The 13,592-nt window shown below is 73.2% G+C and carries 11 protein-coding genes; 8 read left to right on the top strand and 3 right to left on the bottom strand.

Annotated elements, in window-relative coordinates; all coding sequences use genetic code 11:
- Positions 1-11 precede the first annotated feature (11 nt).
- From ACFWW9_RS18715 to ACFWW9_RS18705, 3 genes are all read left to right on the top strand, one after another.
- Positions 12-1,139 carry a macrolide family glycosyltransferase gene (locus tag ACFWW9_RS18715; protein ID WP_390378880.1) on the top strand — a complete coding sequence of 376 codons (1,128 nt, stop codon included), beginning with the start codon at positions 12-14 and terminating at the stop codon, positions 1,137-1,139.
- 40 nt (positions 1,140-1,179) lie between these two features.
- Positions 1,180-2,700, top strand: a complete 1,521-nt coding sequence (locus ACFWW9_RS18710) for an aromatic amino acid ammonia-lyase (protein WP_390378877.1) — start codon at positions 1,180-1,182, stop codon at positions 2,698-2,700.
- Positions 2,701-2,788: 88 nt separating this feature from the next.
- Positions 2,789-3,334, top strand: coding sequence for a TetR/AcrR family transcriptional regulator (locus ACFWW9_RS18705; RefSeq protein ID WP_390378874.1), 546 nt, complete (start codon positions 2,789-2,791; stop codon positions 3,332-3,334).
- Between the two features lie 43 nt (positions 3,335-3,377).
- Here ACFWW9_RS18705 and ACFWW9_RS18700 read toward each other — a convergent pair whose 3' ends face one another.
- Positions 3,378-4,967 (bottom strand): tannase/feruloyl esterase family alpha/beta hydrolase, encoded by a 1,590-nt coding sequence (locus tag ACFWW9_RS18700; RefSeq protein ID WP_390378871.1) that lies wholly within the window; start codon positions 4,965-4,967, stop codon positions 3,378-3,380.
- Between the two features lie 147 nt (positions 4,968-5,114).
- Between ACFWW9_RS18700 and ACFWW9_RS18695 the strand changes: the two genes are divergently transcribed.
- The 3 genes from ACFWW9_RS18695 to ACFWW9_RS18685 all read left to right on the top strand — a co-directional run bounded on the left by ACFWW9_RS18695 (position 5,115) and on the right by ACFWW9_RS18685 (position 9,415).
- Entirely contained in the window at positions 5,115-7,733 is a 2,619-nt protein-coding gene (locus ACFWW9_RS18695) for an AAA family ATPase (RefSeq protein ID WP_390378868.1), read from the top strand.
- 88 nt (positions 7,734-7,821) lie between these two features.
- Positions 7,822-8,835 carry an alpha/beta fold hydrolase gene (locus ACFWW9_RS18690; RefSeq protein WP_390378865.1) on the top strand — a complete coding sequence of 338 codons (1,014 nt, stop codon included), beginning with the start codon at positions 7,822-7,824 and terminating at the stop codon, positions 8,833-8,835.
- Positions 8,836-8,893: 58 nt separating this feature from the next.
- Positions 8,894-9,415 carry a DUF6630 family protein gene (locus ACFWW9_RS18685; RefSeq protein WP_390378862.1) on the top strand — a complete coding sequence of 174 codons (522 nt, stop codon included), beginning with the start codon at positions 8,894-8,896 and terminating at the stop codon, positions 9,413-9,415.
- Here ACFWW9_RS18685 and ACFWW9_RS18680 read toward each other — a convergent pair.
- A complete protein-coding gene (locus ACFWW9_RS18680; RefSeq protein ID WP_390378859.1) occupies positions 9,381-10,517 on the bottom strand; it encodes an AI-2E family transporter in 1,137 nt (378 codons plus the stop codon). The genes ACFWW9_RS18685 and ACFWW9_RS18680 overlap by 35 nt on opposite strands.
- A gap of 87 nt (positions 10,518-10,604) precedes the next feature.
- On the bottom strand, positions 10,605-11,507 hold the full coding sequence (locus tag ACFWW9_RS18675; protein ID WP_390378856.1) for a DMT family transporter: 903 nt from the start codon (positions 11,505-11,507) through the stop codon (positions 10,605-10,607).
- Here ACFWW9_RS18675 and ACFWW9_RS18670 point away from each other — a divergent pair.
- Both ACFWW9_RS18670 and ACFWW9_RS18665 read left to right on the top strand, forming a co-directional pair.
- On the top strand, positions 11,506-12,945 hold the full coding sequence (locus tag ACFWW9_RS18670) for a PLP-dependent aminotransferase family protein (protein WP_390378853.1): 1,440 nt from the start codon (positions 11,506-11,508) through the stop codon (positions 12,943-12,945). The two genes, ACFWW9_RS18675 and ACFWW9_RS18670, sit on opposite strands and share 2 nt — an antisense overlap.
- A 178-nt stretch (positions 12,946-13,123) precedes the next feature.
- The gene (locus ACFWW9_RS18665) at positions 13,124-13,555 is read left to right on the top strand and encodes a peptidase inhibitor family I36 protein (protein ID WP_390378850.1); all 432 of its coding nucleotides are present in this window, start codon (positions 13,124-13,126) and stop codon (positions 13,553-13,555) included.
- Positions 13,556-13,592 lie beyond the last annotated feature (37 nt).

Here is a 13,592-nt window from a genome sequence, read left to right as displayed (position 1 = left end):
GGACCGCCGGCATGCACGTCGCCTTCACGTCCGTGCCCGCGGCGGGGCACGTCCACCCCGGACTGGGCTTGGTCGCCGAACTCGCGCGGCGCGGCCACCGGGTCAGCTACGCGACCACCGAGCCGTTCGCCGAGCGCGTGGCCGCGGCCGGGGCGGACCCGGTGCCGTACACCCCGTCGCCGGGGTACGGCCGCCCGGTGACCGACCTGGTGGACGTCATGGAGATGCTGCTCGACGAGGTCGTCCACGTCCTGCCGCAGGTCGAGGCGGCCTACCGCGGTGACGAGCCGGACGTCGTGGTGCACGACTCGGCGGCGCATCACGCGCCAGTACTGGCCGACCGGTGGGGCGTGCCCGCGGTCCAGCTCAACCCCACGATCATCCCGCTGGACGGCGGCGAGATCCTCGGCTCCGGCGAGCGCGCGACCGCGTTCCGGCGGCGCTACCAGGCGTTTCTCGACGCCGAGGGCGTCACGCGGGACCTGGACGACTTCCTGTTCCGCCCCCGGCGGAGCATCGTGACGGTCCCCCGTTCCTTCCAGCTCGACCCCGACCGGTACGGCGACGAGTTCACCTTCGTCGGGCCGCTGGCCGCGCCGCGCGCGACCGGCGCGTGGACGCCACCGGACGACCGCCCGGTGCTGCTGATCACCCTGGGGTCGGTGTACACGGCCGACCCGGAGTTCTTCCGGCTGTGCCTGGAGGCGTTCGGCGGGCTCGACCGGCACGTCGTGCTGGCGGTCGGCGACCACGTCGACCCGGCCGACCTGGGCCCGATCCCGGCGAACACCGCCGTCCACGCCTGGGTGCCGCAGACCGAGGTGCTGGCCCACGCGGCGGCGTTCGTCACGCACGCGGGCATGGGCGGGACCATGGAGGCCCTCCGCGCCGGGGTGCCGCTGATCGCCGTCCCCCAGGCGGTCGACCAACTGCTGATCGGCCCGATGATCGCCCGCCTCGGCGTCGGCGAGCACCTGCCGAGGGCCGATGTCACGGTCGAGAGGCTGCGCGCCGCGCTCGCCGCCGTCACCACCGACACCGTGGGACGGCGTGTTCAGGAGGTGCGACGGGAAATCCTCGCCCTTGGTGGCGTCGCCGAGGCGGCCGACATCGTCGAAAAAGAGGCGCACGGCGTCTGACAGCGCTTTTCCCATTCAGCGATTGCCCGGAGGACGAGTGATGACGACCGAATTCGACGTGCGCACCATTCCCCTGCTGACCATTCCTGGCCGACTTGTGCCATCTTTTCTCGAACAAGCCTCGGGTCCGGTCGAGGTTGCCGTGGACGACGAGAGCACGAACCTGGTCGCGACCTGTCGCGCATTCGTGCTCGACCGGCTTTCGACAGGGCAATCGATCTACGGAATGACCACCGGTTTCGGCCCTCTCGTGGCGTATTCCGGTCGTGCGGAACTCTCCGACCAGGCCGAGAACACCCTCAACCACCTCACCGCGGGCCACGGCCCGGACCTGGAGCCCGCGGTCGTCCGGGCGGCCCTGCTCGCCCGGCTCTGGTCGTTGTCGCAGGGCCGGTCCGGGGTGTCCGTCGCGGTGATCGACGCGCTCGCCGCGATGCTGCGCACCGACTTCTCCCCCGCCGTGCCCCGACTGGGCTCGGTCGGCGCGAGCGGCGACCTCGTGCCGCTCGCCCACGCCGCCCAGGCGTTGCGCGGGAACGGGTTCGCCTACCTCGGCACGACCAGGCTGCCCGCGGACGTCGCCCTGCGCGAGGCGGGCCTCCGGCCGCTCGAACTGGACGGCCGCGACGCGCTGGGCCTGGTCAACGGCACCTCGCTGACCGCGGCGGCGGCCGGGCTCGCGGTCGCCTCGGTGGCGCGCTCGCTGGTGGTGGCGCAACTGCTGTCCGCGGTGATGGCGGACGTGCTGGGCTGCGCGCCGCTGTACCTGTCGGAGCACCTCCTGACCGCGTTCGGCCACGAGCCCGCGGGCCGGGTCGCCCGCCGGATGCGGCACCTGCTCGCCGGGTCGACGCCCAGCGGCCTGCGCGGCCTCCAGGAGCCGTACAGCATCCGCTGCGTCCCCCAGCTGCTCGGCGCGGTCGCCGGGTCGGTCGACCACGTGACGGCGGTCGTCGAGGCCGACCTCAACGGCATCAGCGACAACCCGCTGTTCTTCGCCGAGCACGACGAGGTGGTGCACGGCGGCAACTTCTTCGGCCAGCCCGTCGCGTTCGCCGCCGACCTGCTGACCACCGCCGCCGTGCAGATGGGCAACCTCGCGGAACGCCAACTCGACCTCATGGTCGACCCGCACCGCAACGGCGGCCTGCCCCCGGTGCTGGCGACCGTGCCGGGTGAGCAGCACGGCGTGCAGGGCGTGCAGATCGCCGCGACCGCGACCGTCGCCGACATGCGCCGCACGGCGATGCCCGCGTCGATGCAGAGCCTGCCGACGAACCTGCACAACCAGGACGTCGTCCCGTTCGGCACGCAGGCCGCGCTGAACGCGCTCGACCAGTCCCGGTCGCTGCGCTGGCTGCACGGCGCCCTCGCCGTGGCGCTGCGCCAGTCCGTGCACGTCGGCGCTCGCCGTCCGACGTCCCCGGCGTGCGCGGAGATCCTCGACCGGGTGATCGACCTGGTGCCCGCCGTGGACCCGGACCGACCGCTGCACCTGGACGTGGCGCGCGCGGCGGACCTGGTGGACCGGATCGCCGACGACACCGCGTTCCCCGTCTGATCCATCCGCTCCTCGCGCGAGCTGTGGTTCACTGGGCGGAGAGTTCTCCGATATGCGGGTGGGGATCCCCCGGAAGGATGATGCGCGGATGCCCGAACCACAGCGGAGCCACGCCAGGCTCAACCGCGCCCGCATCCTGGAGGTCGCCCGCGACCTGCTGACCGCCGACGGCGACGCGTCGCTGAACTCGATCGCGAAGCAGGCGGGCATCGGTCCCGGCACGCTCTACCGGCACTTCCCCAACCGCGAGGCGCTCGTGCTCGCCGTGTACCGCACGGAGGTCCAACGCCTGGTGGACTGGGTGCCGGACCTGCTGAAGGAGGGCACGCCGCTGTCGGCGTTGCGCACCTGGTTCCAGCGCCTCGCCGAGCACATCCGGATCAAGCGGGGCCTCGGCGACGCGTTGAGCGCGGCCAACCACGCGACCGTCACCAACGAGACGTACGGTCCGGTCATCGAGGCCATCGCGCTCATGCTCCGGGCGGGCGAGGAGAACGGCACCGTCCGCCCCGGCCTCGACCCGGACGACGTGCTGATGGCGATGGGCTGCGTCTGGCGCACGCCGCACACCCCCGAGGGTCTCGCCCAGTCCGAACGCCTGCTGGACCTGGTCATCCAGGGCTTCAAGGCCTGAGGCGACCCCGGAACCGCTCCGGGGCCGCCTCGGGCGGACGTGGTCAGGCGCAGCGGAAGTTCGCCGCCGACGCCGGGTCGCCGTGGCCGGTGTAGCGGGCCACCTTCGGGTACCGGCAGACGTCACGGGTGACGGTCCGGCCGTCGGTCCCGGTCACCGAGGCGCGCAGGGTGGCCGGGGCCTTGCCCTTTTCCACCCAGTCGACCAGCGCGCCGAGGTCGTCGGTCGGGAACGGGCCCGCGCCGCCGGGAACGCAGTGGTTCACGCCGGGGAGCAGGAACAGCCGGTAGAAGTCGTCGACCTTCCTGGCCCCGCCGAACGCGCGCTCGACCCGTCGGCGGTAGTCGACCGTGCCCTGCGTGGGCACCAGCTCGTCGGTCTGGCCGTGCCAGCTCAGCAGCTTGCCGCCCGCCCGCGCGAACCGCGCCAGGTTCGGGTCGTCGGCGCCGATGACGTCGGCGAACTTCTGGTGGGACGCGCGGAACAGCTGCTCGAACGTCCGGTAGGTCAGCTTCGTGACGTCGAAGGCCGGGTCGCGCTGGACGAAATACCGCACCCAGGTCTCCCCGACGAAGAAGGGCGTGCCGGGGGTGGCCAGCGGGGCGAGGGTCGCGCCCTTGTTCGGGCCGTACCAGAGCTGCTCGCCGGACGTGGAGACCGGACCGGCCCAGACCTTGCGGATCGCGTCAGCGGTGGCGGCCGAGACGGTGATCTCCTGCCCCTGGCAGACGACCTTGGTCCCGACGAGCGCGCGGGGGTCCCAGCGGCAGTCGGCCGGGTTGTCGATCACGCCGTCGCGCACGCCGTCGAGGGTGTCGCACGCCTGGATCGCGCCCGCGGTGAACGCCTCCAGCTCGCACGAGGTCGGGGCCACCTTCTCCTCGTTGAACACCGCCTGCGACCACAGCGAGGCCACGGCGAAGCGGTCCCAGTTGATCGCAGGGGCCTTGGCGAGGATGCCCTGGAAGTCGTCCGGGTGGTCCTGGGCCTCCTGATAGCCCTGGCGACCACCGGTCGAGCAGCCGTTCCAGTACGCGTAGCTCACGGCGCGGCCGTAGAACCTCCGCGCCACGTCCTTGCCGACGACGGCCATGTCGTGCAGCGAGCGGGAGGCGAAGTTCTCCAGCAGCGGACCGTTGACCTGCCCCGTGGACGTCAGGGCCCAACCGCTGACGTCGACCGGGTTCTGCCCGACGCCCGCGTCGGTGGCCGCGGCGACGTAGCCCGCCTTCACGGCGGCGACCAGCGGGTAGGTGAAGTCGCCCGCCAGGTAGGCGCTGCCGCCGGTGGCCTGGAACCGGCCGGACCAGTTCCTCGGGTCCTGCGGCAGCGAGACCTTGATGGTGACGTGGTCGTTCGCGCCGGTGTGGGTGACCACGACGGTGATGTCGCACCACGCGGGCACGTTGTCGATCGGCGCGCCGCCGGGCACGGGCGGGGCGGGGAAGGAGACCGTGCCGCCCGCGTTCGCGACGGCCGTCACGGACTCCACCCTGGTGCCGGAGGGCGCGGTGACCGGGACGGTGGCGCAGGTCGGCGCGCCGCCGCGGGAGGTGGCGTCGGCGGCGACCGGCGCGAGGGTCGCCACCACCGGTATCGCCACCGCGAGGAGGATGATCAAGCGTCGTTTCATGCCGGTCACCCTCACCCGCGACCGCCGGGCCTCGCCCCAGGGAGACACCCCGGTGCGCACCCTGGCCGCGGCCGAATCGACAGTCCTCTTCGGACCCGCCGGCTATCGTCGTGATCACGACCAGCGCCGAGGGCAGGAGTGCCGCACATGCCGTTGCACGGACGCGACGCCGAGCTGAAGGCCTTGGCCGCCCTCGTGGACGGGCCCGCCGACCAGGCAGGCGTCCTGGTCGAGGGACCACCGGGCATCGGGAAGTCCGCGCTGGTGGCGGAAACCGTCGCGGCGGCGTCGGTGGCGGGCCTGCGCGTCCTGCGGACGACCGCCGTCGAGGCCGAGCGGCACCTGCCCTACGCCGGGCTGCACCAACTCCTGCACCCGATGCGAGCCGGGCTGGACGGGCCGCTGCGGGCGGCGTTCGGCCTGGTCGACGCGCCGGAGCCCAGCCCGTTCCTGGTGGGGATGGCCGCGTTGACGCTGCTGACGACCACGCCCCTGCTGGTCGTCGCCGAGGACGTGCACTGGCTGGACCGCGCGAGCGCCGACGTGCTCGCCTTCGTGGCGCGGCGGATCGGGTCCGACCCGGTCGTCCTGGTCGCGACCGTCCGCGACGGCCACCCCTCGCCGCTGCGGGACGCGGGCCTGACCCCGGTGGTCCTGGAAGGGCTGGCCACGGACGACGCGGCCGACCTGCTGGACTCGGTCGCCCCGCACCTGAGCGCGGCGGCCCGGAGCCGGGTGCTCGCGCTGGCGGCGGGCAACCCCTTGGCGTTGACCGAACTGCCCGCGCACCCCGGTGACGACGGGGTGCTGCCGCTGGTCGACCGGCTGGAGCACGCGTTCACCGCCCGTGTCGCCGCCTTGCCGCCGTCGACCCGTGCCGCGCTGCTCGTGGCGGCGGTGAACGAGGGCGGCTCGCTCGCCGAGACGCTCGCGGCGGCCAACGCCGGTCCGGACGTCCTCACCCCCGCCGTGGACGCCGGGCTGATCGACCTCGGGTTCGACGCGGTCGTCTTCCGCCACCCGCTGATGGGGTCGGCACTCCAGACAGCCGTGTCCCTCGCCGACCGCGGACGGGCCCACCTCGCCCTCGCCGACACCCTGCGCGACCAGCCGGACCGGCGAGCCTGGCACCGCGCCTCCGCGACCGCGGGCGTGGACGAGCGGGTGGCCGCGGACCTGGAGGACGCCGCCGACCGGGCCGTGCGCCGGGGCGGGGCCGACGCCGGGATCGCGGCCCTGGAGCAGGCCGCCCGGCTGAGCGAGGACGACGGCAGGCGTGCGGACCGGCTGCTGCGCGCCGCCGGGCTCGCGGTCGACGCGGGCCGCCCCGACACCGCCGAACGCCTGGTGCGCGCCGTGCGGACCCTGGACCTGTCGCCGCGCCGGAGCGCCACGGCGAGCCGCCTGCTCAGCGGGTTCACCGACGGCGTGCGCGAGGACGTCTCCCGCGTGGCCGAACTGGCGGCGCTGGCCGGGTCGGTCGCCGCGGCCGGGCAGGTCGACGAGGCGGCGCGGATCCTGTGGGGCGCGGCCATGCGCTGCTTCTGGACGGAGCCCGGTCCGGCGGCGCGCCGGGCTCTGCTGGCGGTGGCGGACGGTCTGCCCCTGCCCGCCGGCGATCCCCGGCTGGTCGCGATCACCGCGTATGTCGCCCCGATCGAGCGAGGGGCCGTCGTGCTGGCCGGGCTGCGGGCGCTCGCGGGCACGACCGGCGTGGACCCCGAGGTGGACCGGTACCTGGGCAGCGCGGCGCTCCAGGTCGGGGCGTTCGACCTGGCCGCCCGGTTCTCCGCCGCCGCGGCTCCCGGTCTGCGGGCACGGGGGCAGCTCGGGCTGCTGGCCAGGGCGCTCGCCGTGCAGGCGTGGAGCCGGGTCCGGCTCGGCGACCTGGCGGGCGCGGCCCCGGTCGCGGCCGAGGCCGTCGCGCTGGCGCACGAGACCGGCCAGCCGTTCATGGGCGGCCTGGCGACCGCCACGCAGGCCGCGATCGCCGCGCTGCGCGGCGACCACCGGCAGGCCGCGCGCCTGGCCGACGACGCCGAACGGGTCGGGCTCGCCGCAGGCGCGCGCCCGGTGCTGGTGACCGTGCGGCTCGCGCGCGGGATCAGCGCCCTGGGCGAGGGCCGGTTCGACGACGCGGTCGCCGACCTGAGCCGGGTGCTCGACCCGGCCGACCCGTCGTTCCACGTGGCCTTTCGCGGGTACTTCGTCGCCGAACTCGCCGAAGCGGTCGTCCGGTCCGGGCGGACCGACGCCCTGCGGGACGTCGTGCGCGACCTGGAGTCCATCGCCGCGCTCACGCCGTCGCCCGCGCTGCACAGCGGGTTGCGCTACGCGCGGGCCGTGCTCGACCCGAGCGACGAACTGTTCACCGCCGCCCTGGACGGAGGGCCCGCCGAACGCGGCCGAGTCCACCTCGCGTTCGGCGAGTGGCTGCGGCGGCAGCGGCGGGTCGTGGAGTCCCGGACGCACCTGCGGGCCGCGCGGGAGGCGTTCGACGCGCTCGGCTTGACGACGTGGGCCGAGCGGGCGAGGGCGGAACTGCGCGGGGCGGGCGAGTCGAGCCCGAACCGCGGCCCGGACGCGCGGGACCGGCTGACCCCGCACGAACTGGGCATCGCCACGCTCGCCGCGGAAGGCCTGACGAACCGGGAGATCGGCCAACGCCTGTTCCTGTCGCACCGGACCGTGAGCACGCACCTGCACCGGATCTTCCCGAAGCTCGGCGTCAGCTCCCGCGCCGAACTGGCCGCCGCGCTCGCGTGACGTACACCGACAGCGTCGTCCGACGGGCGCGAAGGCGCTCCCCCCTCCCTAGCGTCGGGGTCGGGACCCGACACGAGGGAGCGTCAGGATGATCAGCAGGAGACTGTTCGGCCAGGTGGTGGCGGCGGGGATGGCGGTGGCCGCCTGCTCGACGGAGACACCGGCCGCCGCCCAGTCGGACCCGCGGGCGGGCTCCGGCGAACACACCTCGCTCGGGCCGGTGAAGCACGTCGAAGCGGGTGTCCTGGACATGGCGTACGTCGAGTTCGGTCCCGCGACCGGGCAACCCGTGGTGCTGCTGCACGGCTGGCCCTACGACCCCGGCAGCTACGTGGACGTGGGACCGCTGCTGGCCGCCGAGGGCTACCGGGTGATCGTCCCGTTCCTGCGCGGGTACGGCCCGACCACATTCCTGTCCGACCAGACCTTCCGCAACGGCCAGCAGTCGGCCGTGGCGTTGGACGTCATCGCCCTCATGGACGCGCTCAAGATCGACCGGGCCGTGCTCGGCGGTTATGACTGGGGCGCGCGGACCGTCGACGTCATCGCCGCCCTCTGGCCGGAGCGCTGCAAGGCCGTCGTGGCCGTGAGCGGCTACCTCGTCACGAACCTGGAGGCGAACAAGAAGCCCCTCGCGCCCGCCGCGGAACTGGGCTGGTGGTACCAGTACTACTTCGCCACCGAACGGGGCGTGCTCGGGTATCGGCAGAACACCCACGACTTCGCCAAGCTGATCTGGCGGACCGCCTCGCCGACGTGGGCCTTCGACGACGCCACCTTCGACCGAAGCGCGGCGTCGTTCGACAACCCGGACCACGTGGACGTCGTGATCCACAACTACCGCTGGCGACAGAGTCTCGCGCCGGGCGAGCCGCGGTACGACGAGTACGAGCGGAAGCTCGCCACCGCTCCCCCGATCTCCGTTCCCGCCATCACGATCGGCAGCGACTTCGACGGGGCCGCCGCGGACGGCAGGCCGTACCGGGCCATGTTCACCGGCGCGTACGACCACCGGGTCCTCGCGGGCATCGGCCACAACGTCCCGCAGGAAGCGCCGAAGCCGTTCGCCCATGCCGTCGTCGACGCGGACCACCTGTCATGAGGGCCGCGCCGCCGTGGTGGCTATCGTCGTGCCCCCACCGCTCTCCAGGAGGCCCCGGATGCCGTCGTCGACCGCCCGCGACGCCCTGATCGCGCTCACCGCCCTGCTCGCCCCCGGCGACCCGGACGTGACCGACCGCGTGACGAGCGCGCACGACGACCCGGACGCGTTCGTGCGGGACAACGCCGATCAGCTCGACGACCGCGGCATCAACGAGCCGATCCCCGAACTCGCGTGGATCGCGCTCGTCGACGCCCTGGCCGACCACGACCTGCTCGCCGAGGTGGACTGGAAGGAGGAGTCGGAGGAGATCATCGGTCAACTCCGCGCGCTCCGGTCCAACCCCGGCGACGGGGCGTGGACCTGGCTGGAGGGCCAGGACGTCCACGTCGCCACCTTCGAGTTCCTCGAACTGGCGGGCGCGGGACTGCGCGCGGCGGGCACGTCCCTCGCCGTCCTCGACATCGAGTCGGACTGCTACCCGCTCGTGCTCGTGCCCAACGCCGACGCGCCCGACCTCGTCTCCCTCGCCACCGCGGCCGGGTTCACGGCTGGGGTTCTGGGAGTTCGGCAGGCGTGACCTCCTCGGGCTCCGGCTCTGCGCTGCGCTGGTCGATGACCTCGCTGAGGTAGCGCAGCACGACGGCGGCGGTGGCGGCCACCGGCACAGCGAGGAACGCGCCCGCGATGCCGTACAGGCTGCTGCCCGCCGTGACGGCCAGCAGGACGACCGCGGCGTGCAATCGGAGGCTGCGGGACTGGAGGATCGGCTGGAGGACGTTGCCCTCCAACTGCTGCACGACCACGACGATCACCAGCAGGACCACCGCGGCGGTGACGCCGTTGCTGACGAGCGCCACCAGGACGGCCAGCGCGCCCGCGACGAACGCGCCGACGATCGGGATGAACCCGCCGAGGAACGTCAACGCCGCCAACGGGATCGCGAGCGGGACGCCCAGCACGACCATGCCGAGCCCGATCAGCACCGCGTCGACGAAGCTCACGATCGCCTGCGTGCGAATGAAGTCGCCGAGCGTGGACCACACCCGTTCCAGCACGACGGTCAGGTGGCCGCCCGCCCGATCGCCGACCACCCCGCGCAGCCACGGCGTGAAGCGCGGGCCGTCCTTGACGAACAGGAACGCCAGCAGCAGGGCCAGCACCCCGGTCACGACGCCGGAGGTGACCGTTCCGACGCCAGTGATCAGGCCGTTGGCGATCGAGCCGACGCTGGACTGGAGCTGATCCGTGCCCTGCTGGAGGAGCTGGTCGAACTTGCTGTCCGCCAGGTTGATCGGCGGCCCGGACAGCCAGTCGCGGGCCTGGCCGATCGCGCGGGACGCGCTGCTGGCGATGTCCGGGACGCCGGACGCGATGGACACCGTGATCAGCGCCAGGAACCCGCCCAGGACGGCGAGTCCGGCCAGCAGCACGATCGACGCGGCCAGCGCGGGCGGCGTGCCGCGGGCGCGCAGCCACCGGGCGGGCGGCCACAGGACGGTGGTGATCAGCAGACCCAGCAGCACCGGCATCACCACGACCCAGAGCCTGCCGATCAGCAGCCCCAGCAGCACGACGCCGAGCGCGACCAGCGCCACCCTCGTGCTCCAGCGGGCGGTCCACGTCAGTCCGTGGCCGATCGCCTCACCGCGATCGGTCCACCGGCGGTTCCCAGCGCTCACGACGCCCCTCCCCCCGGCGGCGCGCGCTCCGCGCCGCTCGGGCAGCAGCCTGCCAGAAGCCCGGACCTCGCTCCACTGTGGACTCCGCTACGCCGTCCTGGACCGCTGCGTCACGACGATGCAGGCGAGCACGACGACGGCCGTGACCGGGACGGCCGGGCTGAGTTCCTCGCCCAGCAACAACACCGCCCACACGAGCGTCAGCAGGGGTTGCGCCAGTTGGAGTTGGCTGGCCCGCGCCACGCCGATGAGCCCCATGCCCCGATACCACAGGACGAACCCGCCGAACTGCGAGACGGCGGCGATGTAGGCCATGCCCGCGAGGGCTTTCGCCGTGAGGTGCACGGGTTCCTGCGTCAACGCCCACCCGGCGACGACGAGGTTGACCGGCGCGGCGAGCACCACGCCCCACGCGATGACCTGCCAGCCGGGCAGGTGCCCCGAGAGCCGCCCGCCCTCGGCGTAGCCCGCCGCGCAGATCAGCAGGGCGCCGAACAGGAAGAGGTCGGCGACCGTGGGCCTGCCGTGGTTCTGCGACAGGGTGAACGCGAGGACGGCGACCGCCCCGGCCCCGGCGGCGGCCCAGAAGGGCTTCGAGGGACGGCGGCCGGTCAGCAGCGCGGAGATCACCGCCGTGGCCATCGGCAGCGCCCCGATGACGACCGCCGAGTGCGCCGTGGACGACGTGCGCAGGGCCAGCGTCGTGAGCAGCGGGAAGCCGATCGCGCAGCCACCCGCCACGACGGCGAGCGCGGGCCAGTCGGCGCGCGCCGGGAGCGGGGCCCGCGTCGCGAGGAGCGCGACGACGGCGAGGAGCGCGGCCACCGTGCCCCGGACGCCCGCCGAGCTCCAGGGGCCGAACCCGTCGAGCGCCCACGCGGTGGCCGGGAAGCTGAAGGAGAACGCCACGACGCCGAGCGCGGCGAGGAGGGTGCCGTTCGCCAGTGGCGATACCCGGTCGACGGTGATAGCGCTACTATCGGTCTTCATGGTCCAGAGTAGCAGTTCGCACGACGTGGCCGAGGCGCTGGTCGCCGAGATCCGGGACCTTCCCGCAGGTAGTCGGATCACCACGCACCGCGAGCTGGTCCGCCGGTTCGGCGTGAGCGCTACTACCGTCTCGCAGGCGTTGGCCATCCTGACGCAGCGGGGGCTCATCGCGTCCCGCCCCGGCGCGGGCACGTACCGCACCGAGGCCCGGCCGGTGCCGCGCGCGGGCGACACGTCGTGGCAGGAAGCGGCGCTGGAGCTGACCCACCACATCGGCTCGCCGACGGGCACCCCGCGCGGCTTCCGAACGCCGGCCCTGATGAGCACGCTCTCGCACGCCGCGCCGGACGTCGTCGACCTCAACGGCGGCTACCTGCACCCCGAACTCCAGCCGCTCACCGCCCTGTCCACCGCGCTGGCCCGCGCCGCCCGACGGCCGGGGGCGTGGGACCGCCCGCCGGTCGGCGGCGTGCCGGAGCTGCGCGACTGGTTCGCCGCCGACATCGGCGGCGGCCTGGGCAGGCACGACGTGCTCGTCTGCGGCGCGGGCCAGAGCGCGCTCGCCATCGCGCTGCGGGCACTCGGCCAGCCGGGCGACCCGGTGGTCATCGAGTCACCGACCTATCCGGGGATCGTCGCGGCCGCCCACGCGGCCGGACTCCGCATGGTCCCGGTCCCGCTCGACGCCGACGGCCTGCGCGCCGACTACCTCGACGAGGCGCTGACCCGCACCGGCGCACGGGTCGTCGTCGTCCAACCGCTGTTCCAGAACCCGACCGGCGCGAGCCTCACCGCGACCAGGCAACAAGAGATCCACACGATCGCCCGCAAGCACGGCGCGTTCGTCGTGGAGGACGACTTCGCCAGGCACATGACCCACGCGGACAGCGGCCCGACCCCACCTCCGATGATCGCCGACGACCCGGACGGCACCGTCGTCCACATCCGCTCCCTGACCAAGGTCACCTCCCCGAACCTCCGCGTGGGCGCACTCGCGGCCCGCGGCCCCGTCCTCGCCCGCCTGCGCTCAGCGGTGGTCGTGGACACCATGTTCGTCGCCGCCCCACTGCAACTCACCGCCCTGGAGGTCGTCACGGCCCCCGGCTGGCGCCGCGCCCTCACCACCCTCGGCGCGGCCCTGCAACACCGACGCGACATCGCCACGGCGGCCGTGACGGCCACCTTCGGCCCCCACGCCCTCCCCCTGCGCCCCCACGGCGGCTACCACCTGTGGGTGACCCTCCCGGACCACCTGGACGGCAGACAACTGGCAGCATCCGCCCTGGCCAACGGCGTGGCGATCACGCCGGGCGACAACTACTACCCCACCGACAGCAGCGCCCCTCACGTCCGCCTCAGCTACGTGGCCGCCCCCTCGGCCACCGACGTCGACGACGCCATCCGCCGCCTCGCCCCGCTGGTCGCGGAGGGGTCATAAGTCGTCCGCCCTAAAGTCGGTTTTGCGAAATTCACCGAACTCAATCGGGCGAAAAATGCGCGCGGACCGTTAGACCGTTCGGGGGGCTGCGGTTGTCATCGCGGGAGAACGTGTTGCACGATCGTCGAAGGGCGACCACCCCTGGCGGGGGTTGTCCGAATTGACGGGGGGAGTTGTGGTGAAATACACCATCAAACGCATGGTTCGAGCATTCGCGGCAATCGCGACCGGCATCGCGCTGATCTTGTCCATCACGCCCGTGGCCAGCGCTTCCACTGCGCGCAACGGTGTGTGCGACGACTACGAGTTCTGCCTCTACCACGGGGTCGGATTCACCGGATCGGTCTCGGACTTCGCCGCCGGATCGATCCCGGACTACGGGAAATCCCAGCCGAGCTGCTACGAGTTCAAATCGGCTGACAGCGGCCAGGGTGAATGCGTGAAGAACAACGCCAAATCGGCGAGGAACCGGACCCACATCTACGTGGTGAAGATCTTCTACAACAGCAACTACGGCGGCACGAATTTCACCTTCAACCCCGGTGGCGCGGCGAATTTGGGCTCGCTCACCAAGCAGAACGCTTCGCAGCTGTTCGAGCTGGTCAGCTGACGCGGTGGCCCGCGGTGCCGCGGAGGGTCGGTGACCT

The organism is Umezawaea sp. NPDC059074 (assembly GCF_042738955.1).
GTDB lineage: Bacteria > Actinomycetota > Actinomycetes > Mycobacteriales > Pseudonocardiaceae > Umezawaea.
This window is presented reverse-complemented; position numbering and strand designations above follow the sequence as displayed.

What these genes read in the sequence shown, in the direction of transcription:
- ACFWW9_RS18685 (WP_390378862.1), top strand. Translation starts at nt 8,894, where the DNA reads ATGCCGTCGTCGACCGCCCGCGACGCCCTGATCGCGCTCACCGCCCTG.
- ACFWW9_RS18710 (WP_390378877.1), top strand. Translation starts at nt 1,180, where the DNA reads ATGACGACCGAATTCGACGTGCGCACCATTCCCCTGCTGACCATTCCT.
- ACFWW9_RS18705 (WP_390378874.1), top strand. Translation starts at nt 2,789, where the DNA reads ATGCCCGAACCACAGCGGAGCCACGCCAGGCTCAACCGCGCCCGCATC.
- ACFWW9_RS18715 (WP_390378880.1), top strand. Translation starts at nt 12, where the DNA reads ATGCACGTCGCCTTCACGTCCGTGCCCGCGGCGGGGCACGTCCACCCC.
- ACFWW9_RS18700 (WP_390378871.1), bottom strand. Translation starts at nt 4,967, where the DNA reads ATGAAACGACGCTTGATCATCCTCCTCGCGGTGGCGATACCGGTGGTG.
- ACFWW9_RS18675 (WP_390378856.1), bottom strand. Translation starts at nt 11,507, where the DNA reads ATGAAGACCGATAGTAGCGCTATCACCGTCGACCGGGTATCGCCACTG.
- ACFWW9_RS18670 (WP_390378853.1), top strand. Translation starts at nt 11,506, where the DNA reads ATGGTCCAGAGTAGCAGTTCGCACGACGTGGCCGAGGCGCTGGTCGCC.
- ACFWW9_RS18690 (WP_390378865.1), top strand. Translation starts at nt 7,822, where the DNA reads ATGATCAGCAGGAGACTGTTCGGCCAGGTGGTGGCGGCGGGGATGGCG.
- ACFWW9_RS18695 (WP_390378868.1), top strand. Translation starts at nt 5,115, where the DNA reads ATGCCGTTGCACGGACGCGACGCCGAGCTGAAGGCCTTGGCCGCCCTC.